Genomic DNA, 21,210 nt, shown 5'->3' on the forward strand with positions numbered 1-21,210 from the left:
ACCGGTCGGGTTTGGCTTTGAGGTGGTCGCGGTTGGGACCGGGGGGGATCAGCGCGGGCGCGTTGGGCAACACCGCCAGCAGGGCTGCCTCCCCCCAGGAAAGCGACCGCGCGTCGCGGCCGAAGTAACGCCAGCAGGCGGCGTCTATACCCACCACATTGCCGCCGAATGGCGCGTGCGAGGCGTACAGGGCCAGGATCTCGTCCTTGCTATGCCGCCATTCCAGGCGGGTGGCGAGTATGATCTCGATCAGTTTTTCGCCCACGGTACGCCCCGCTCCCTTCCGGGCCAGCCGTATCACCTGCATGGTAAGCGTACTGCCGCCGCTCACCACACGCCGGGCGGCCAGGTTCTGGCGGAGTGCGCGGCCCAGGGAAAGCACGTCCACCCCCGGGTGGCTGCGAAACCGTTTATCCTCATAGGCCATGAGGGCGACCGTAAATTTTTCTGGGACAGAGTCCGTTTCCGGGAATCGCCATTGGCCGTCGGGGGCAATGACGGCGCTCAGCAGGTCGCCACGGGCCGATTCCAGCACCGTAGAGTAGGGATCGGTAAAAAGCGTGGCCGGTAACGAGAAATAGTAGGCTATCAGGGCGACACCCAGTAAGACCGCACTAATTTTCCATTTTAACCCGCGTGACATGTTTGGGCAAAAATACCATTTTCCTGGCCGCGGGGAGTTACTAAATTCACCGCCTGAGAATTATTATCTACATCTATCTAACCGCTACCGTTTCGCATGAGTGCATTGATCAACCTGGTGAACCAGATCTTTGAGATCGAGCAAAAAAATGCCAGTAAAGGAGATCCCGCGGACCTGGGCCGCAACATGGAACGCCTCCGTCACCACCTTGACGAGCTGGGCCTGCAATACCACAGCCCCCTGCACGAAAAATATACCGACACCCGCACCGACTGTGTGGCCAGCATTGTTGGCGACCTGGTAGACGCCTCGATGTATATCACGAAGGTGATCAAACCCGTGGTCTTTCAAAAAGATGCCGGGGGCAACCGTACCATTATACAAAAAGCGGTCGTTATCGTTGAACATCGTACCGTATGAGCAGCACCATCGACTTTGCCATTGACCTGGGCACCACCAACTCGCTTATCGCGAAAGGACAGTTCGGAGCCATCGAAGTATATAAAAACCCCATCGGCCACAAAGAGACGCTGCCGTCTGTCGTAGGCTTCCGCAACGACCGGATCCTGATCGGCGACAAAGCCCGCGAGTATGTTGAAAAAGACCCTGAGAATGTATTCGGAGGGTTTAAACGCAAAATGGGCACCTCGGAGACCTTCTTCGTCAAAAACCTGCAGGCGCAAAGGACACCGATCGAGCTCTCGGCCCTCGTGCTGAAAGAGCTCAAGACGTTTGTACATAACGCTCCGGCTATACCGTCGGTGGTCATTACCATACCCGCGTCGTTCGACACGGTACAATCCAACGCTACCAAAAAGGCCGGCTACGAAGCTGGTTTCAAAGAAGTGGTGCTGCTGCAAGAGCCCATCGCTGCCTGCCTGGCCTTTGCCAACAAAACCGACGGCGTACAAAAGCAAGGGAAGTGGCTGGTATACGACCTGGGCGGCGGCACGTTTGACGTGGCCATCGTCTCCATCTCCGATGCCGAGCTGACCGTGATCGACCACAAAGGCGATAACTACCTGGGCGGTCTGGACTTCGACAACCTGCTGGTAGAGCGGATCATTCTTAAGCAGCTTTTCCAGCGCCCCAACCTGACCACCCTGCAAGCGAAAGCTGCCAGCCAGGCCATCGAGTTCAAGCGCTTGTATCAGATCCTGCTGCACAAAGCCGAGAACGCCAAGAAGGAACTGTCGGTAAGTCCGCAAACCGAAGTGGAGATTTCGGTGGAGGACGATGCGGGCGACACACAAGATATATTCTTAACGATTACCCGCGCGGACTTCAACAGCTGTATCGAAGAAAAAGCGCTGTATACCATCGACCTCATCCATGAGCTGCTGCAACGCAACGCCATCGCCAATGCCGACATTCAGCAAGTGGTGCTCGTGGGTGGCAGCACTTATATACCGTTGGTGCGCGAACTGATCGAACGCAAGCTGAACATCAGCGTCAATGCCTCCGTCGATCCTACAACGGCCGTGGTGGTGGGCGCAGCCCAATACGCCGCTACAAAACGGGTCGAGGTACAGGCCGATGTTGTCGCGCCGCCGAAGAGCACCGGCACCGCGGCCCGCATACGCGTAAAGGCATCGTACCTCAAGACCAGTATGGATACCGAGGAGCTGTTCCTCGCCACGCTGGAAGGCGACATCAACAATGTACACTATCGCATTCAGCGGGAAGACGGCGGCTACGACTCCGGTCTGAAGAAGGCCACCGAAAAGATACGGGAGTATCTCACGCTGCTGCCCGGCCAGCTGAGCCGGTTCCAGGTGAAGTTCTTCGACGAGCGCAACGACCCGGTGGAGGCCGATATCGACCCCATCGAGATCGTGCAGGGTAAGTACAACATTCACGGTCAGCCACTGCCGAACGACATCTGCCTGGAAGTAGACGATCTGCAGGAGCGCACCACCAAGCTGGAATTGATCTTTGGCAAGAACAGCGTCCTGCCGCTCAAGAAGACCATCTACCGCGAGGTGTCCAAAACGATCTATAAGAACAGCAAGGATAAACTTATCGTCAGCATCCTGGAAGGAGATCGCTTTGCTTTCCCCTCCACCAACCAGGTTATCGGCCTGATCGAGATCAACCCCGAAGAGCTGAATGCCGACCTGGTCAAAGGATCGGACCTCGAGATCAAGCTGGAGATCTCCGAGTCACGCGATATCAATGTGAATGTATATCTCAGCATGACCGAACAAGAGTTCAAGAACGTCTTCAGCCCGTCAGAGCGCTATGTAAGCATCGGCAAGCTGGAAGAGGAGGTCGACATTCTCATTGCTAAACTAAAATCGGAGCTTCGTCAGAATGAAGCCAGCGAAGACTATGAGACCGCCGGCAAGCTCGACAACTACTTGCAGGAGGCGATGATTATCCGCCAGGGCCTGGATAACCTAAGCACATCGCTGAACAGCGACGAGAAGTATCACCTGGAAGAACGCAAGCGCAAGCTGGCCCAGAAGTATGATCAGCTCGGCAGGTTCCGTAAGCTGACCGCCGCACGGATAGAATACTTTGAAGTGAAAAACCGGCTCGCCTTTGAACTGGACCACAGTGCCGAAGCGCGTGCGAAGTATGAATCGCAGTATAAACAGGCTATCGAAAGCGAACCGAGCTTTATTGCGTCCGAAAGCGTGTTCCTGGTGGAAGCGAAGACCAAACAGCTCCGCATCATTCTGAACGACGTACTGCTCGCCTCGACCGATTTCCTCATCAGCCTGTACTACGACCTGGCCAGCCGGTCTAAAGACGAGTTTACGGACAAGCAAAAGGCGATCGGCTATCTGGAGCAAGGCGAGAAGGCGCTGGAGCGGCAGAATTATAGCGAGCTGAAAGTTATCAACCTCAACCTGCTGCATTTGCTGCCCGACAAGAGTGAATACGCACGCCTCAAAAATTTCAAAGGAACGGGCATCGGTTGATGCCTGTTCTTATTTATACTTGGCAAAGCCCTCGAATTCTGTAAAATTTTCGTTGTTACACCCCAGCACCTGCAACCCGTCTTCGTTGGGTGAAGTAAAGGCAATGCCTATCACACCGTGTGACGGATACGAACCGAGGTACTGATAGGACCGGTTGAGATAATTCAACGTGGTCGAATCCGACGACAAGAACGCGCCGTGCACTGTGCGCTCGACACCGGCACGCATAAACAGGTGCGCCTTGAATGTAACGTCATAGGACCAGTCATTGCCGGCATAGAACGACAGGGCGTCCTGTGCGACCATCTTCGTTTCTACCTTTTGTCCTTTCGCCAAGAATGCCACGTAGGTGGCTTGCTGGTTGCGCAGGAAGACTACGATGTCATACTCCGAGTTATTGGTCAGTTCCGTACGAACGGCGTTCTGAGGTTGATAATTCAACATTGGCTCGCAGAAATCAGGATATAGCGGTGCTTCTGCAGGTGGAATATACAGCGGCTGCCGACGAATGACCTCGGCAATGGAATCTTTCCCGTGGGCCGTTAGCTGTCGTTTTACAATATGCTGAATCTGTGCGGTAAAGGTTTGATACCCCATTTCTGAAAGCGTGATGACAGCCGCGCTGGGAATGTCGACCTGGTTAACGCCGGGCGGTGTATACCCCTGGTCGTCGTCGTCGGCAATATTGATCAGGACCCGAAGTAACGTAATGATAAAAAACGCAATGCCGACAAAAGCCCCGCACCCCGTCCGTGAGCCCCCCCTGTTCGAGGACGCTTCTTGCTTCTCCTGGTGGCGGTTAAAGACGGCGCGGTTTTGCATAATGATCCGCTTCGTCTCCTGGCTGCAATGAAGGCCTTGCAGGTAAGAGTATATATGCTGGCAAAAGTCGGGATGTGTAGTTTGTATCTCTACCGACAAGTTGATGAACGCGATCGCCAGCATCTCGCGATACTGCGAAAGCGCCTCGGGCAGGTCGTTCAGAAAATCGACAAACGTGCCGTCTACAAAACCATAGTGGCCCGGAACAAAGTTAATCTCCTTCCGTTCCGTGCGCTTGATCTCCTCCGCCAACGACTTGAGCGAGTGTCCCAGCTTGCCAAAAGTGTCGTCAAAAAATGTCGGCTCCAGCGGGTGGCGCGCGGAAAGGAACGCACGGGCCGTGGCAAAGTCCCGTTTCAGAACGGCCTGGTTCACTCCCTTGCCTACGGGTTGCACCAGGTAGGGCGACACAAATATTTTGAACTGCCTGAACTCCGCCCGATAGCTCAAATTACGGTCGTACAACGGCCCGCCTCCGGGCGCAGTACCCTTCTCCAGTAAAGCCAGCAGGCGGGGGTTATCGTATACCCACTGGTGGAACAGAAACGATTGTTGTTGTTTCAGGTCCTCGATCAGCGTCAGGATGTCGTCCTTGGTAAGTGACTGGGTGCCTATGGGCAGGCTGCCCGTGCCGCCGTGGTCCAGCTCGACCAGCAGCCGTTTTTGAATGCGCAGCAGGCTGTTTACGTCGGGTTGCTCCTGGGGCGCTCCGGCATATTGCAAGACGGGGATCGGCGATCGGTACTGCATGATACGCCGGAAAGATAACGCAAACCCACGCCGTTACGCTGCTATTTGCGGGTGAAACCTTACGTGCAGGATAATTCATCCGGAAGTAAAGTTTATCCGGCCTATCGGTTGGGGTCGTTAGGGGCTCTTTTCCGATATTTCTTCCAGCACCTGGCCTGGATCGAGCAGCAGCCCGCTGTCACCCGTCGTCAACCGAATACATGCCGGCATTGTATGCGCGCCGGCCGCAGAAAGGCAGTAGATTTTATCAAGCAAAAGCAACGTCGTACTATCTACGCTGGTAAAAATTCCATACAGGGCCTTAACGTCCGTCCACGGATAGACACCGCGCTTCATACTGCCGGGGGGCACCCAGCTGTTCCCCACATAAAACGCCAGCCTGTCGCCTGCCTGGATCGGTACTTGCAACGAGTCGCCCCGGGCAAGAAAACCATTATACAACGCCGAATCACTCATAACGAACAGCACCGCGTCGTAGGGCGACCGGTTGACCATCGTCAACGGTTGTGCGCCAGCGGCCCTATAATCCGACAGATGCGTGCCCGGCACAGCATGATGCCACAAGGTATGATCGTTGTTCACCTGTGGATTGGTGAGCAATATATACCGCATGGAGTCGGCGCCCGAGGGTGTCATCTGCTTTTGAACAAGCGTGCGCAGGTGATTGCGATAGGAACGATATGTATCGGTGCCCACGGCCGACGAAGGATACGAATCAATATCGCCGAGCATGATCAGACTATAGACTATTAAACACAAGCTCATCCACATCGCCAGTAGCTTGACCGGTAGCCACCTGAAACTGCGGTAGTTGGATAACAATACCTGGCGCACATGCGGGGGGCACTGCATTTCCAGCAGGCACTTGTAGGCCTTGCGGGAAAAGGCGAAGCCCGCTACTTTTTTTGCCAGCACGTTTACAAGCCCCACGCTCAGCCATTCGCGAAGGGCGGCCTGGCTTTCAGGAAGGCCGTTCAGCAACGTGATAAAGTCTGGGGTAACGAACCGGCCAAACCGTTCGCGATCAAACGCCTCTTCCCCCATCTCCACCCGCCTGAGCGCGTGCGCCAGGTCCTCCAGCAAACCGGCCAGCCGCGCCTGGACCTCTTCCACATGCGCGGTTGTCAACAACGCGGTCGCCTCCAGAAGGCGCCGTACCCCACTGAAATTATACTGTGCAAATGCCTGACTTAACGCCCGGCCGATCGACTCCGCCAGGTAAGGAGAGACAAAGGACTGAAACGATTCGAAGGCGGGGTGGTCTGCCAGGGCAGGATTATAGAGCGGGCCTTTGTCGGACACCTGTCCTCGTTCCAGTAATCGCAAAAGCGCGGGATCCGCGCTGATCCACTGGTGATACATACGCTCTTCTGACGGGCGCAGGGCATCGGTCAGCTTGAGAATGTCGTCTTTGGTCCATCCCTCCTTCTCTATTTGCAGCATACCGCCACCGTGGTGCTCGAGCTCCAGCAACAAATCCTTCTGTATCCTCAAGATCCAGGCTTCGTCCCAGGAGCCGGGGTCGGGCCGGTAACCGTTCAGGTATAGAAGCGAAAAAGGGGACCTGTATCGCATTTACCGGAAAGGTATAGAGAAGTAGGGTATCTCGGAAATAAAAAGATCTCCGGAATCGTCCGGAGATCCTTTATAGTATACAAACAGCGCAGCAGCTACTGTGCGGGGGTGCCTTTTACGACCTCCACCACCTGGCCTTTTTTGCGGGCGTAGATGCTCTTGTCGTACATCGCCTCGCAGCTGACCGCCGGCAGATAATACGAACCGGCGTAACCCGCCGTCAGCATGACGTGGAACGTCTTGCGCTGGTTGGCATAAAGATCGAAGTAGGTATATACCCGGTCGTCGCGAATGTCCTGGTATTGGAAAGCGCTGTTGGCCAGCTGGCCTTCGTCGTCGGTAATGCGCAGGTTGTTGATCTCCCAGCCCGAGGGGAACACCTGCGACAGGGCCAGGTTTTCATACGACGAGCGCGTGCCATTGTGAATGACCGTTACCTCAGCCAGGAACTCCGTGCCCTGCTCCAGGCGCGTTATGTCCAGGTCTTTGCCATCGGTGTCGGTATACCGCACGGCGAGGGTCAGGTTGCTCTGCGCATCTTCTTCCTCTCCGCGGGCCGGCGTGCCTTCCAGGATCAGGCGCGTAAACAGCATGCCGCCGCTCTCGTTGGTGATCCGGACGCTCTCCTTTTTCAACCCCGTCAACGGGATGGCAACCTGCGCTACGGGCAGCTCGGTGCTGGCCTGTACCGTCTTGCCGTTGAGCACATACGAGAATTTCAGCGCACCCCGTTTATCCATACCGGCAAAGGAACCGATCGCTTTCAGACAGAAGGCTGTCTCTTGCGTGCTCATCCAGTAACCATAGTCACCCAGGTAGCGCGATACATCTTTCAGTACCGCAAAGGCCTTGGTCTTGTCGTCCAGCAGCACCAGTGTTTCCAGGATCAGCGCCTTGTCGCGAACATCCGAACCATAACTGTACCCCAGCTCGCGATACGGCTTCACCGTGGTCGACAGGTTGGCGATCAGTTTCTTCGCGGCTTCGGGCTGACCAGCCTTTGCATAGGCGGCCGCCAGCATCCAGGCGGAGGTGGTGTTGAGGTTGCCCAGCTCACGCAGGCGGTTCATAGCGCCCATTTCCGGAGCACCGGCCAGCGCCAGTGTATACAGACGGTACGCCTGCATCAGGTCGTTGTTATAGTATGCGTCGTTGCGCCGCCACTCCTGCGCTTTGCTCTTCTGGTACTTCTTCCAGCGCTTCATCATATCGGCCGGCACATAGTAGCCCTTCGCCTCCGCGTCTACCAGGAAGTGCCCGGCGTACGTAGTGCCCCAGGGATCGGAATGCTCGGCCGGGCCGGGCCAGTAGCCAAAGCCGCCGTCGCCCTGTACAAACGACTTCAACCGTTCGATACCTGCCGTGACGTTACGCTGGATATTTTTCTTTTCGAATTCCGTCAGCTCCTTTACCTGTGCCAGGTAGAGTTGCGGCAATACCGACGATGTTGTCTGCTCGATACAACCGTGCGGGTATTGGATCAGGTATTTCAAACGGCTGCCCAGGTTGATCGGCGGCAGGTTGGAAACTTCCACCACGGCCGTGTTTGTACCCGTTATGCCGAACGGCACCGCTTCGCCGGCCCAGCTCTTGCCAGCTTCCAATACCGACTCCGTTACCCGGGTTACCGGCGTGTTCGGGTTCCGCACCTCGATCTCGATCACATCCGTCGATTGGAATTTACCCGCGCTGGCTGTTACCTCTACCTTGGCAATACCGGCTTCGGCCTTCACCGCCAGGTCAAAGTCCACCGTCAGGTCGCCGCCGGCCGGCATAGCCACCGACTGGCTGGCGTCACCCGCCAGGTGCAGCGGGCCCGATACCTTCACGTCTATTTTTACGTTCTTGATCCCTTTCTCTTGCGTAAACAAGGTGACCGGCAGCTTTACCGTTTCCTCCGGTCCCAGCACACGCGGCAGCGTGGCCAGCACCATCAGCGGCTTACGCACCGGCGTAGCCTTCTCGGCTTTGCCATACGCGCCTTCATAGCCCGCTACCACCATCGTTTTCACCGAACCGATATACTGCGGCATGACAAACGTGTGGCTATTGCTGCCACTGGAAAGCGTATAGGGGCCGAAGAACTTCACCACCGGCTTAAAGCGGTTGGCACGGGCATCGTCTTCCTTCGCGGCCAGTTCTGCGTCACCCCCGATCGCCAGCAGGCGTTCGAGGCGTGCGCCGAACGCGCCCATCACATCGTCAAATACATCCCACGTGCGAACGCCCAGGGCCTCACGCGCATAGAAGCGGCTCCAGGCATCGGGGGTCTTAAAGCGCGTAATATCCAGCAATCCTTCGTCTACCACGGCAATGGTATACGTCATTTTGCGGTTGGTCTTTTCAGAAATGCGGATCGTTACCTCTTTACCCGGTTCGAGCTCCTCGGGCATCGCAATGACCGGTTCCAGGTGTGTATTCGGATCTTCTACGCGAATGGACGACACGCCATACAACCGGATCGGCAGGTCGTTTTCCGTTTGCGCGTGCGGTTGCAACAGCGACACGTGCACATAAATATTCGGTGCCATGTCCGGCGAAGTGTCAAAGCTGAACTTCGTCTCTCCTTTTTGCGTCTCTACCCAGAAGGTTTTCAATACACGGCTGCCGTTCTCGAGGCTGACCAGCGCACGGCCACCCGAGGCACTGCTGGGGATCGTGATGTTCACTTTCTCACCGATGTTATAGTTGGTCTTATCCGTCGTGAACGAAAGCATCGTGGCACCGCCACGCGAGTCTTCATCACGCGAGCGGCTGTACCAGCCGGGCTCGTCGACATACACGATCTGGCCTGTGCAGTGACCCGACACGGGGTCGCACGCGCGTACAAAGTAACGACCGTACTCGTACTCGCCCATCTTCATTTCAATCGTCCAGTTACCCTTACCGTTAACCGTCCTGGCTTTGTCGCTCTTCACCAGTTTAGAATACGAACCTTCTATATAATTGGCGATGCTCTCCTCGGAGTTGTCCCACCACCAGCGCCAGCCCAGCTTATATACCGACACCTCGATGTCGTCTCGCGACACCCCCTGGCCGTTTGCGTCCAGCGTTGCCAGGTTGAACGTATGGGGCTTGTCGAAATACAGGATGCCACTATACTTCTCACCCTCCGGTGCCTTCATACCGATGTACGATTCATACGGGTAGTACGGTATGCTGAAACGATCCGTGCTGAAGTTACCGCTCTCCTCAAATACTTTTCCGCGGAAGACCGCCGTCAGGAAACCCGGCGCAGCCGACGTAGTTTCCAGGTTCACATTCACCAGCGCCTTACCGTCGTCGTCGGTCAGGCCTTCGAATACCGGTTGTGCTTCGCTATAGAACTCGCGGGCAGGATCTTCAAAGACATAGTCAGGATACCTGGTAAAGGTAGTCGGTGCTTTCAGCAGCAACATGTCGAACTCGGCCTTCAGGTTGCGGCCGGGCGCACCGTGCAGCCATTTTACATCCAGCTTGCCGGAGGCCGTGGAAGAAGTGAACTTGTCCGTACCAAAGTCGAGGTTGATCTTGAGCCGGTTGGGTTTAACGGTCTCGATCTTTAAGGTTTGTGTAAATTCCGTACCGCCCACTTTGACGCGGCCGGTCCAGTTGCCCGTAGGCGCATCCGCGGCCGTAGCCGTGGCAAAGGAGTAAAAACCGTTCTCCGAGCCTGACCGCACCAGGCGGTTCACCACCTGTCCTTGCGGGTTCTGCATTTCAAACACCACGGGGTGCGTGGCCGGCAACAGCTTGTTTTTGTCTTCGAGGATGAACGTGAGGTACAGCGAGTCGCCCGGGCGCCATACACCACGGTCGCCATACAGGAAACCCTTCAGGCCACGCTGGATCACTTCACCCGTTACATCAAAGTTGCTGACGGAAAGTGCGTCGCCGTTGCTCAGCTTTTGATATCCCCGTTGCTGGCCGTTCTTCGCGATCAATGCAAACGGCGGCTCTTTTGTATTGATCGTGGCCTTACCGTCAGCGTCCGTCGTGGCAGAGCCGATCACCTGTTGCTGGAAATCATAGATCTCCAGCTGTACCCCCGACAGCGGCTGCGTTGTTTTCAGGTCGGTTACAAACACCAGTGTGTTGCCGTCGTCACCGCGTTTGGCGGTAATGCCCAGGTCTGACGCCAGCACGTTGCGTGTAATGGCGCGGTTGTTCGTGTAGTATGATGAGTGGCACGGATTGTCGCGTTGCTCCCAGTCGTAGTCTTCGTAGTAGTAATAATCTTCGTAGTAGTAGCCTTCTTCATCGTAGTAGCCATACGACTCTTCGTCTTCAAACTGGCCGACGTTTTCCTCCACGGCCTCTTCCGCTTCTTCGCCCCCTTCACAGGTATAGGTAGAATATGCCTTCTTGAACGAGACCTTTACCTGGTAGATCGCGCCCGGCTCGGTGCTGATCAGCTTCGACAGGTCCAGTGTATAGCGATTCCACTTGCCCAGGTCGGTAACACCGGTATTGTCGAGCTGCACGGTGGTCTTCAGCATTCTCTTGCCTACCCGGTTCATTTCCTGGCTGCCCTGGATGTTGTTCACCTGCAGGAATTGTAAAATATTACGCTCGTAGATCTTGAGAATGGTCACATCTACCGACCGCAGGTTCACCGCCTCGAACGGCAGCACCATGCCATCGCTGCTCGGCAGAATGGAACCTTTACCCGTAAACCGCACCGCCGGCGATACTTGTTCAAAAACCACTTCGGCCGTGGCGGGCTCTTTCATTTTATAGTCCAGGATGTTGCGCACACCGGCTTCGATGCGGATGACCTTCGAACCTGTCTGCCGCACCGGCGGGTATACATTGATCTCGTTATCGCGGATCTCGAAGTCCAGCGTGCCGGCTTCGGCCATCGAGATGAGGCCGGTCAGATCTTGTTTTTCTTTCAGGGGGTCGGAAAACTGCAACACAACGTACTGGTTAGGGTGCTGCACCACGCGGGCCTGCATCAGCTTGAAGTCGCTCAGCGAAGGAATCTCCACCACTCTCTTTTCGTCGTGGTCTACACCCAGCGGTTTACCTTCTACAGCCAGGGTCACCTCGCTGGCCTGTTCCTTTCTCGCCACGTCCTCCACCACAAAGGAGTGCTGCTTGCCATCCGGGTTGTGTGTCCATGTTACTTTCAGGGCGCCACCGTCCTGGTAGGGCGTCATCATTTTTTCGACGGCATCTTTTTCGGCAAAGTCGGCGGTGTATAGGTTGCCTTCGATCTTCTGACGCTTCAGCTCCGTCTTGACATAGGGCTTCACATTGTCTACGATAACCTCGAAGTTCTGAGGCATAACCTGAAACGTATAGACAAACGAGCTCAGTTCACCCGTAGCCTCGGGCATGAGCTTCGACAAAGCAAAGTTCACTTCGTAGATCTGCCCGGCGATCAGGCGGTTGTCGGGCCGGAACTCTACCGTGCGGCGGTCGAGCCAGAAGGTCTTGCCCCCGACAGACGGGCTGAGGGAAAACAGCTTGGCCGGGTTCTCCTGTCCGATCAGGGTCGAATCGACTACATCCTTGGTCAGCACAATGCGTACCGTCGTGCCCGACGAGACGACACCCGCCGTGTACGACGAGATGTACTCACCGAAAGCAGGATTGATGTAACTGGGGCCGGGCTTAGAGCCGGTTGACGTGGTGAAATAGAAAATACCAAAGGCAATAATGCCTATGACGGCCACACCGAGGCCGATCTTCTTCCAGGAAAGACTTTTCATGAAGCGTTCGAAGCGTTAAAAATGACGTTTAGGCGGACTGTAGACCACCTGATAAATCAGGGGTGTCTTTTTACTCAAATTTAAAGTACTTTGTGAAACCTTACCGACTGTTACCATGAAATCTCTGTCAATCCTTGCTGTTGATGATCAATCCCTTTTTCGCGAGGGGTTGGCGCTCGTGCTGAACCGGCTTTTCCCCGATGTAACCCTCCGCCAGGCCGGTAGTGGTCCGGAAGCCCTGGAAATGCTCCAGGAGCATCGTTTTAACCTGCTCCTGCTGGACATTGGCATGCCCGGTATGAACGGCATAGAAGTAGCCCGCCAGGTATTGCGGCAATACCCCGACCTGCGCATAATCGTCCTGACGCAATACAACGGCGAAGGCATGATTACCCACCTGGTACGCCTCGGCGTGCACGGTTTCCTGTTAAAGAACAGCGAGTCGCAGGAGATCAAAAAGGCCATCGAAACCGTGTTGGATAACCGCCAGTATATCACCCCCATGATCCACCCGTCGCTGCTGAAAGACGAACCCGGTGTCAGCGCACCGTCCATTCAGTTCAGCAAACGCGAAGCGGATATATTGATATACCTGAAAATGGGTAAGTCCAGCAAAGAGATCGCCGAACGCCTGGCGTTAAAAGAAAATACCATCAACAGCTACCGCGAGGACATGTTGCAAAAGACCAAGACCCGCAATGTGGCGGAGCTGATCTCGTATGCGTATGAGAACGGTGTGCTAGGATAACACGTCGGCGGCCGCGGGCATCGCGGGGAACTTGTTGGACGTGGTATCTTTCTGCTGTTGCAGGTTGAATTCGATGATCACGCGCAACCCCCGGGGTGAAACATCCTCGCGGCGCAACGTGGCGCCAATGCTGTTGGCCCGCTTCAGCAGGTTGATCATACCCATGCCCGAAGTCTTTTGCTCGTGCTCCTGCCGGCGATAATCAGAACCATCGTCCTCTACGGTGATGGTCAGGTTTTCTTTGTCCCAGTGTATATGTACCGAGATGTTCCAGGCATTGGAATGCTTGATGGCGTTGGAGAAAAGCTCCTGCACCATGCGGAACAGGCTGAGCTTCTGCCGTTGCTGGATCGGCACCGGTGTACCGCTTTGTACAAAATGCACGTGCGTGCCCTTCATCGCGTCGAGCTTGTGACACAGCTCGCGGATGGCAAAGTTCAGGCTCATGCCTTCGATGAAGTCCGGCGACAAATTCCAGATGATGTTGCGGATGGTTTCGATCGTCAGGTTAAGGTTCTTTTTGACAGTTATGAGCTTCGCCTCGATGTGCGGCGGCAGGGCATCCGCCTCGCGCATGACCAGTTCCAGATCTAAGTGTATCAGGCTCAACACAGTACCCAGTTCGTCGTGCAGGTCGCTGGAAATGCGCTGGCGATCGTGCTCGATAAACTCGTTCACCCGCGACCAGGGAATTAATTCGGCCGTAGATTCCGTACCTCCGCGCGATGTTTTCTTCGGCGTCTTTTTACCACCAAAAAGATACACCAGCAGGCCGGTAAAAATGGCGCTGCTTAAAGCCACCAGAATATAGGTAGTTACCATATAGCTAACAGAAAGAGTTGAAGTTATACCAGTCACTAAATTACATACGCTAAAATATCGCACCTACCGACAGCTCCTCATTCCCAGACTAAATACCGCCACCCGCACAGATGTAACTGCAAGAAGATCCGCAAGGCGTAGTGCAACGGAGATACGACAACATGTGCGTGGAGATCAGCCCGTGATACTCAGGGGAATAGATCAGGGCGCGGCAGGTGTTAGGTTTCTTGTATAAGTTCGATTTTTCCAACGTAAAAAACAACGGTGCTGTGAGTTAGTTTCACAGCACCGCAAGTTTTTTGGGCGATAAAAAAAACACTATGCTTAAACGCGTTCTGCCACTTTGTTCATCACGCCAGTCTGGATCTGGATCGACTCGTTGTGGATCAGTTTCAGCAACTCTTGCGTGAAGGCCTCGTTCAGCCCCATCGCCTTACCCAGCGTGATACGGGTCTGCATGATCTCTTCCCAGCGGTTTACCTGGAGAATGGTTACGTTGTTTTCCTTCTTGTATTGGCCGATCTTCTCCGAGATTTTCATACGCGAAGCAAGCTTCGACATGATCTCATCGTCCAACTGGTCGATCTGCTCGCGCAGGATGCTGAGCGTATCTTTGAAGCTCTTATTGTCAGACGATACCTCGCGCACTACCAGGCCTTCTACGATCTTGCCGAGAACAGCCGGTGTAACCTGTTGCTTGGCGTCGCTCCAGGCAGCATCGGGATTGATGTGGCTTTCGATCATCAGGCCGGCCATGTCCAGGTCGAGGGCCTTCTGAGAGATCAGGGAGATCAGATCACGGTTACCGGCAATGTGGCTGGGGTCGCAAATGATGTCGAGCTCGGGAATGCGGGTCTTCAGCTCGATGCTCATGTCCCACATGGGCGCATTGCGGAAGGGGCCTTTTTCGAATGATGAGAAGCCGCGGTGGATAGCCGCCAGCTTGGTAATGCCGGCTTTGTTGAGGCGCTCCAGCGCGCCGATCCACAGCTCGAGGTCCGGGTTGATGGGGTTCTTTACCATCACCGGAATGTCAACGCCTTTCAGCGAGTCGGCCACCTCTTGTACCGAGAAGGGGTTTACCGTCGTACGGGCACCCACCCACAGAATATCGACACCAGCCTTCAGGGCAGCCTCCACGTGCGCGGCATTGGCTACTTCGGTTGTGATGGGCAGCCCGGTCTCTTTCTTTGCCGCCGCCAGCCATTGCAGGCCGGGTTCGCCGGCACCCTCGTATTGACCCGGCCGGGTGCGGGGTTTCCAGATACCCGCGCGCAACGCGTGGATCTTGCCGGTAGCCGCCAGCTGTTTCGCTGTGGCAATGGTCTGTTCTTCTGTTTCTGCACTGCAGGGGCCGCTGATGATAACGGGTTTGCTGGCCGTCGGCAACCAGGAAGAGATCGGTTCAAGTTTCAGTGAATGTTTCATATAGGTGAGTAGTTAAATTTTTGCAGTTGTTGATATAGGTTGTTGTTGTTGTTGAGTCTGTTGTTGTGTCTTGAGCTCGATACCGTCCAGCACGCGGCGGATCTCGTTGGCGCCCGACATGATGCGGCTCAGCTCCTGCGTGTCTCGCTTCAGTAAAAGGTAGTGGAACCGTTGCAGGTGCATGATATACTCCTGCAACGCCTGGCTGAGGTATTCGAGGTTCTGCTCGAAGATCGGCGCCCACATGGCCGGCGAGCTTTTCGCCAGACGCACCGTAGACGCAAAACCGCTGCCCGCCAGGGCGAAGATATTTTTCTCGTCCTTCTCGATGTCGAGTACGGTTTGCCCCAGCAGGAACGAGCTGACGTGCGAGAGATGCGATACATAGGCTACGTGCTTGTCGTGTTCCTCCGGCTCCATAAAGATCGTGTTCAGCCCCAGGGCATCGAACACGCGGCGCGCCACGGTCAGGGCATGCTCTGAAGAGCGCTCCTGCTCGCAGATGATGTTCGTCTTGTGTTGGAACAGCCCGCGGAAGGCTGCCGTCGGGCCGGAGTTCTCCGTACCGGCAATGGGGTGCGCCGCCACAAACTGTGCCCGCCGGGGGTGGGTCGCTACTGCCCGGCAGATCGAGCTTTTGGTCGATCCGGCGTCTACCACGACAGCGTCGGGCTTTACCAGGTCGAGCACGTTCGGCAACGTCTTTGCCAGGGCATTTACCGGTATCGCCACGATCACCAGGTCGGCCTCACGCAACGCTGCGTCTGCAGGCTGCACGCGGTCCACCAGGCCCAGCGCCACGGCCTGCTCGCCGTTGTCGGCATTCTGGTCGACGCCCGTCAGCGATGTGGCCAGCCCCGCGTGACGCAGGTCGAGCGCCATCGAGCCGCCGATCAATCCTAACCCTATTACAGCTACGTTCATACTTTCGCGGTCTTTAGAAAATTCTTCACACGTTCCAGTGCTTCTTTCAACATCGTCTCCGTGCAGCAAAGCGACACGCGGATGTAGCGGCGGCCGGCCTCACCGAAAATAAAACCCGGGGTGATAAACACCTTCGTACCGTATAAGATCTCGTCGATCCATTTCTCTACATCGGCAATGCGGTCGGGCGCCTTCGCCCACACAAACAAACCCGATTGATCGGCATAGGTACAGCCCAGCGCATCCAGCAGCTGGAGCGCCACCTGCTTGCGCTGGCGGTATACCTGGTTCAGTTCCTTGAACCACACATCGCCGTTCTTCAGCGCTTCCGTGGCAGCATGCTGCAGGCCCAGGAACATGCCCGAGTCCATGTTGCTTTTTACCTTCAGCACGGCATCGATAAACTCTTTCTTACCGGCCACCCAGCCCAGACGCCAGCCGGCCATATTGTGCGACTTGCTCAGCGAGTTTAATTCCAACGCCACCTCGTCAGCACCTTCGATGGAGAGGATGCTCATCGGGTTATCGTTCAGGATGAGGCTATAGGGATTGTCGTTTACGATCAGGAACTGATGTTTGCGCGCCAGGTCCACCAACGCCTTCAGCTCTTCGCGCGAAGCCACCCGACCCGTGGGCATGTGCGGAAAGTTCACCCACATGATCTTTACCTTCGACAGGTCGCTCTTCTCCAGCTCGGCAATGTCAATGCCCCAGTTCAACGACTCTTTTAAGGCATAGGGACGCAACCTGGCGCCTACCAGGTTGGCTACCGACGAATACGTGGGATAGCCCGGGTTGGGGATCAGCACTTCCTCCCCTTCGTTTACAAAGGCCATCGCGATGTGCATGATACCTTCCTTCGAGCCCATCAGCGGCAGGATCTCCGTCTCGGGGTTCAGCGTCGTGTTATATACCGTGCGATAGAAGTCGGCGATGGCCTGGCGGAACGCCGGGATCCCTTTGTAGTTTTGATAGCCGTGGTGCGCCGGGTTCTTCGCCGACGCGATCAGGGCATCGATCGTGGCGGAAGACGGTGCCTGGTCGGGGCTGCCGATGCCCAGGTTGATCACGCGCAGCTCGGGCGTGTCCAGGCCACGTACCTCGGCCAGCTTCCGGCTGAAGTAGTACTCTTCCACATTGGCAATTCGTTTCGCTGTCTGTATCATACGTTCTGTATCGCTATCGCGCTCTTTTATTACTTGTATTCGATCTTCGCCTTTTTATACTCACCCAGAACATTCAGGTTCTTTACCTGCCGCATGACGGCGCTCATCGCATCGTCATAGCTCTTGCGGCGCTTCCACTCTACGTCGATGTGAATAGAGTATTCGCTGGGCCGGCCGATGATCGGAATCGACTGGATCTTGGTCAGGTTAATGCGGTGGGTCTTGAACGTGGTAAGCGCGTCCGCCAGGCTCCCCACCTCGTTGGCTACCTCAAAACACATAGAGGCCTTGTTGCTTTCGATCTTGCGGTCGGCACGCTTGGCCAGGATCAGGAAACGCGTGAAATTCTTCTTATGCGTCTCGATGCGTTTCTCCAGAATCTGCAACCCGAATTTCTTGGCCGCAAACTCGTTGGCAATGGCCGCCGTATTCTTCAGTTTCAGCTCCTTCACACGGCGGGCCGACAACGCCGTATCGTCGCTCTCGCGGATCTCCACGCCGTTCAGCGCGTGCAGGAAGTCCGAGCACTGACGGATGGCCATGGGATGCGACTCAATGGTCTTAATATCGCTCAGCTTGGTGCCAGGCAGCGCCAGCAGGTTCATGTGGATCGGCAGGTACAGCTCGCCGATGATGCTGAAGTGATAGTCTTGCAATAAAAAGTAGTTCGGCAGAATGCTGCCGGCAATGGAATTCTCGATGGCCATCACCGCATAGTCGCTGTAACCATGTTTCAGGCTCTCGCACAGCTGGTGAAAGGAAAGACACTCTACCGTTTCGATCGCCTCGGTAAAATACGTGAGGGCCGCTACCTCGTGAAAGCTTGCTGCGATACCCTGAATTGCAATTTTTAATTTCTTCTTTTTGGCCATATACGTAATCTGTTCCCGTCCACCGCGATTAAAAACATGCGCAAAAAAAAAGTCCCGGCTTTACCGGGACCTTTCTGAGTTATCTTGCTATTCTTTACAATAACACCACTCGTTAGAGTCCCGTCTGGGGTCTAAAAAAGTAGTAGTAAAAGTAAAAGAATGTGTTGGTGTTCATTTCAATCTTGATGTGCTTCAAAGATACGTGCATTTTTTTCGCAGATCAAAGTGGCGGTAGCATCTTTTATAAACTTTTCAAGAAACTAATGATTGTTAGTCAGTCAGTTACAGGCAAATTCACGCCGGAATTGTACTTTTGGCAAAAATCGATATCCAAATGAATACAACGCTGAAAACCGCCCTGTTCGTTTCCGCCCTGCTGGTGGGGGCCTGCGGCCCCAAAAATCAAGAGCACAACCATGACCACGAGCATGGCCACGACCACGAACATACCGCGGCCGACGGTAGTCCCAACCAGGCCCTGGGCGAAGAAGTCATGAAGGTACACGACGAGGTCATGCCCAGGATGAACGATATCTATAAACTGAAAGAAGGTCTCAAAAAGAAATTGACAGAAACCGGCCTGGCCGACGATAAGAAAAAGGAGATCGAGCAGACCATTCACCAGCTGGACTCCGCCCACAACGGCATGATGGTATGGATGCGCTCCTTCAACCCGCAACCGGACTCGCTGGACGAAGAGAAGACCCGCAAGTACCTGGAGAGTGAAATGGAGAAGGTAACGAAGGTGAAAGAGGACATCAACCAAGCCATCGCAAAAGCCGAAGCTATACATTGATCCGCAACGGGTATAATTACAAAAACAACACCTATAAAAGAGGCTCCTTTAGGGGACGCCTCTTTTTGTTTGACACCGTGTATGGAAATAAGATTTAATTACATTTGCGCCACCTAAACGAGCACTATGGATATAAAACATGTTCCCCTCAACGATCTCCACGCAACACTGGGAGGTAAGATGGTACCCTTCGCAGGCTTTAACATGCCCGTGCGCTATTCTTCCGACATCGAAGAGCACATGACCGTACGAAACGGCGTGGGCGTATTTGATGTATCGCACATGGGTGAGTTCACCCTCAAAGGCCCCAACGCCCTCGACCTCATTCAGCGCGTGACGAGCAACGACGCCGCCAAGCTCATAGACGGCCAGGCACAATACTCCTGCCTGCCCAACGAAACCGGTGGCATCGTAGACGACCTGATCGTATACAAGATCAAGGACAACGATTACCTGCTGGTGGTCAACGCCGGCAACATCGATAAAGACTGGGCCTGGATCAGCCAGTACAACACCAAAGGCGTAGAGATGAAAAACATCTCCGACGATACCTGCCTGTTTGCCATCCAGGGTCCCAAAGCCGCCGCCACGCTCCAGAAGCTTACCGGGACAGACCTGTCGGCCATCAAATACTATCACTTCGCCATCGGCGAGTTTGCCGGGCTGCCCGATGCCGTTATCTCCAACACCGGCTATACCGGCGCGGGCGGCTTCGAGATCTATATACACAAGCAATACGCCGAGAAAGTATGGAAAGCCATCTTTGAAGCAGGCGCCGAGTTCGGGATCAAACCCATCGGCCTGGGTGCACGCGACACCCTGCGCCTGGAGATGGGCTTCTGCCTGTACGGCAACGACATCGACGATACAACGTCGCCGCTGGAAGCCGGGCTGGGCTGGATCACCAAATTCACAAAAGAGTTTACCAACAGCACCGCGCTGAAAAAGCAGAAGGAAGAAGGCGTCACCAAAAAACTGGTAGGCTTTAAGATGTCCGAGAAAGGCATTCCCCGCCACGACTACGCAGTGAAAGATGCAGCAGGCAACGTGATCGGTAAAGTTACTTCGGGTACCATGTCGCCCCTGCTGGGCATCGGCATAGGCCTGGCGTATGTCACCACGCCCCACGCCGCCGTAGGTACCGAGATCGCCATCGACGTGCGGGGCAAAGCCCTGAAAGCCCAGGTCAGCAAACTCCCGCTGATCGGATAATTGAACGTATATTGCTGCCCCGGAGCCCGGCCAGACCGCCGGCCGCTCCGGGGCATTGTATTTCTATAAGCGTATGACGAAAACCATTGACGTATGCCTCAGCCCCGAGCTGATGCATCTTTATAACGTACACGACCGCACCGTAGTCGTTGTAGACATCTTTCGCGCCACGTCCTGCATGACAACGGCCCTGGCACACGGGATTCACAGCATCAAGCCCTTTGCGAAGGTAGAAGACTGCATGGCCATGAAGTCCGCTGAATATTATACCGCCGGCGAACGCGATGGCAAAAAAGTAGAAGGTTGCGACCTCGGCAACTCGCCTTTCGAATACATGGAAGATCATCTGAAGGGTAAAAAGATCGCCTTCACCACCACTAACGGCACCCAGGCCATTGCCAGATCCGAAGGCGCCCGCGAGATCATCATCGGCTCCTTCCTCAATCTTTCCGCTGTGGCAAATTACCTGCTGGCAGGCGCCAACAACGTACTGGTCGTATGCGCGGGCTGGAAAGGCAAAGTAAACCAGGAAGACACCCTCTACGCCGGTGCCCTGGTAGAGCTATTGAAAGAGCACATCGAACCCGACTGCGACGCCCCCGTCATGGCCCGGCACCTCTACAACCAGGCCAAGACCGACATGATGGACTTCCTCAAAGACGCCAGCCACGTCCGCCGCCTCGCCAAGCTGAACATCTACAAAGACATCAGCTTCTGCCTCACCCCCGACCAATACGACGTCGTCCCGGTCCTGAAAGAAGGCTTCCTCATAAAAGCATAATCGATAGCCGGCACATACGTAGCACCTGGCGCAAGTTTAGCACCAAGC

15 protein-coding genes are annotated in these 21,210 nt (G+C 55.2%); 6 read left to right on the plus strand and 9 right to left on the minus strand.

The genetic code is table 11. The features are described 5' to 3' along the window. Nucleotides 1-643, minus strand: a 643-nt coding sequence (locus KK078_RS13925) for a transglycosylase domain-containing protein (RefSeq protein WP_254090895.1), incomplete at its 3' end; no start/stop codon positions are given. Nucleotides 644-739: 96 nt separating this feature from the next. Between KK078_RS13925 and KK078_RS13930 the strand changes: the two genes are divergently transcribed. Beyond that, nucleotides 740-1,063 (plus strand): hypothetical protein, encoded by a 324-nt coding sequence (locus KK078_RS13930; RefSeq protein WP_254090896.1) that lies wholly within the window; start codon nt 740-742, stop codon nt 1,061-1,063. Then, nucleotides 1,060-3,570: an Hsp70 family protein gene (locus tag KK078_RS13935; RefSeq protein WP_254090897.1), complete on the plus strand. Its 2,511-nt coding sequence runs from the start codon at nt 1,060-1,062 to the stop codon at nt 3,568-3,570. Before KK078_RS13930 ends, KK078_RS13935 begins: the two co-directional genes overlap by 4 nt. Before the next feature lie 9 nt (nt 3,571-3,579). Here KK078_RS13935 and KK078_RS13940 read toward each other — a convergent pair whose 3' ends face one another. The 3 genes from KK078_RS13940 to KK078_RS13950 form a co-directional block, all read right to left on the minus strand. Further along, nucleotides 3,580-5,142 (minus strand): hypothetical protein, encoded by a 1,563-nt coding sequence (locus KK078_RS13940; protein WP_254090898.1) that lies wholly within the window; start codon nt 5,140-5,142, stop codon nt 3,580-3,582. Nucleotides 5,143-5,259: 117 nt separating this feature from the next. Further along, nucleotides 5,260-6,717 carry a hypothetical protein gene (locus KK078_RS13945; protein WP_254090899.1) on the minus strand — a complete coding sequence of 486 codons (1,458 nt, stop codon included), beginning with the start codon at nt 6,715-6,717 and terminating at the stop codon, nt 5,260-5,262. A gap of 95 nt (nt 6,718-6,812) precedes the next feature. Further along, complete coding sequence (locus KK078_RS13950) at nt 6,813-12,413, minus strand: alpha-2-macroglobulin family protein (protein WP_254090900.1); 5,601 nt, start codon at nt 12,411-12,413, stop codon at nt 6,813-6,815. A gap of 115 nt (nt 12,414-12,528) precedes the next feature. Between KK078_RS13950 and KK078_RS13955 the strand changes: the two genes are divergently transcribed. Further along, on the plus strand, nt 12,529-13,161 hold the full coding sequence (locus tag KK078_RS13955; RefSeq protein ID WP_254090901.1) for a response regulator transcription factor: 633 nt from the start codon (nt 12,529-12,531) through the stop codon (nt 13,159-13,161). Here the strand turns inward: KK078_RS13955 and KK078_RS13960 are convergent. From KK078_RS13960 to KK078_RS13980, 5 genes are all read right to left on the minus strand, one after another. After that, nucleotides 13,153-13,983 (minus strand): sensor histidine kinase, encoded by an 831-nt coding sequence (locus KK078_RS13960; RefSeq protein ID WP_254090902.1) that lies wholly within the window; start codon nt 13,981-13,983, stop codon nt 13,153-13,155. The genes KK078_RS13955 and KK078_RS13960 overlap by 9 nt on opposite strands. Nucleotides 13,984-14,307: 324 nt before the next feature. Beyond that, nucleotides 14,308-15,411, minus strand: coding sequence for a chorismate mutase (locus KK078_RS13965; protein WP_254090903.1), 1,104 nt, complete (start codon nt 15,409-15,411; stop codon nt 14,308-14,310). 12 nt (nt 15,412-15,423) lie between these two features. After that, complete coding sequence (locus tag KK078_RS13970; RefSeq protein WP_254090904.1) at nt 15,424-16,335, minus strand: prephenate dehydrogenase; 912 nt, start codon at nt 16,333-16,335, stop codon at nt 15,424-15,426. Next, nucleotides 16,332-17,501 carry a pyridoxal phosphate-dependent aminotransferase gene (locus KK078_RS13975; protein WP_254090905.1) on the minus strand — a complete coding sequence of 390 codons (1,170 nt, stop codon included), beginning with the start codon at nt 17,499-17,501 and terminating at the stop codon, nt 16,332-16,334. The genes KK078_RS13970 and KK078_RS13975 overlap by 4 nt, the downstream gene beginning before the upstream one ends. A gap of 29 nt (nt 17,502-17,530) precedes the next feature. Next, the gene (locus KK078_RS13980; protein WP_254090906.1) at nt 17,531-18,373 is read right to left on the minus strand and encodes a prephenate dehydratase; all 843 of its coding nucleotides are present in this window, start codon (nt 18,371-18,373) and stop codon (nt 17,531-17,533) included. 334 nt (nt 18,374-18,707) lie between these two features. Here KK078_RS13980 and KK078_RS13985 point away from each other — a divergent pair, with 334 nt between their 5' ends. The 3 genes from KK078_RS13985 to KK078_RS13995 all read left to right on the plus strand — a co-directional run bounded on the left by KK078_RS13985 (nt 18,708) and on the right by KK078_RS13995 (nt 21,162). Then, a complete protein-coding gene (locus KK078_RS13985; RefSeq protein ID WP_254090907.1) occupies nt 18,708-19,169 on the plus strand; it encodes a hypothetical protein in 462 nt (153 codons plus the stop codon). Between the two features lie 126 nt (nt 19,170-19,295). After that, nucleotides 19,296-20,381 (plus strand): glycine cleavage system aminomethyltransferase GcvT, encoded by a 1,086-nt coding sequence (gcvT, locus tag KK078_RS13990; RefSeq protein ID WP_254090908.1) that lies wholly within the window; start codon nt 19,296-19,298, stop codon nt 20,379-20,381. Nucleotides 20,382-20,454: 73 nt separating this feature from the next. Then, on the plus strand, nt 20,455-21,162 hold the full coding sequence (locus KK078_RS13995) for a 2-phosphosulfolactate phosphatase (RefSeq protein ID WP_254090909.1): 708 nt from the start codon (nt 20,455-20,457) through the stop codon (nt 21,160-21,162). Nucleotides 21,163-21,210: the final 48 nt, after the last annotated feature.

Origin of the sequence: Dawidia soli (genome assembly GCF_018598185.1) — a bacterium.
Classification (GTDB): domain Bacteria; phylum Bacteroidota; class Bacteroidia; order Cytophagales; family Cyclobacteriaceae; genus Ohtaekwangia; species Ohtaekwangia soli.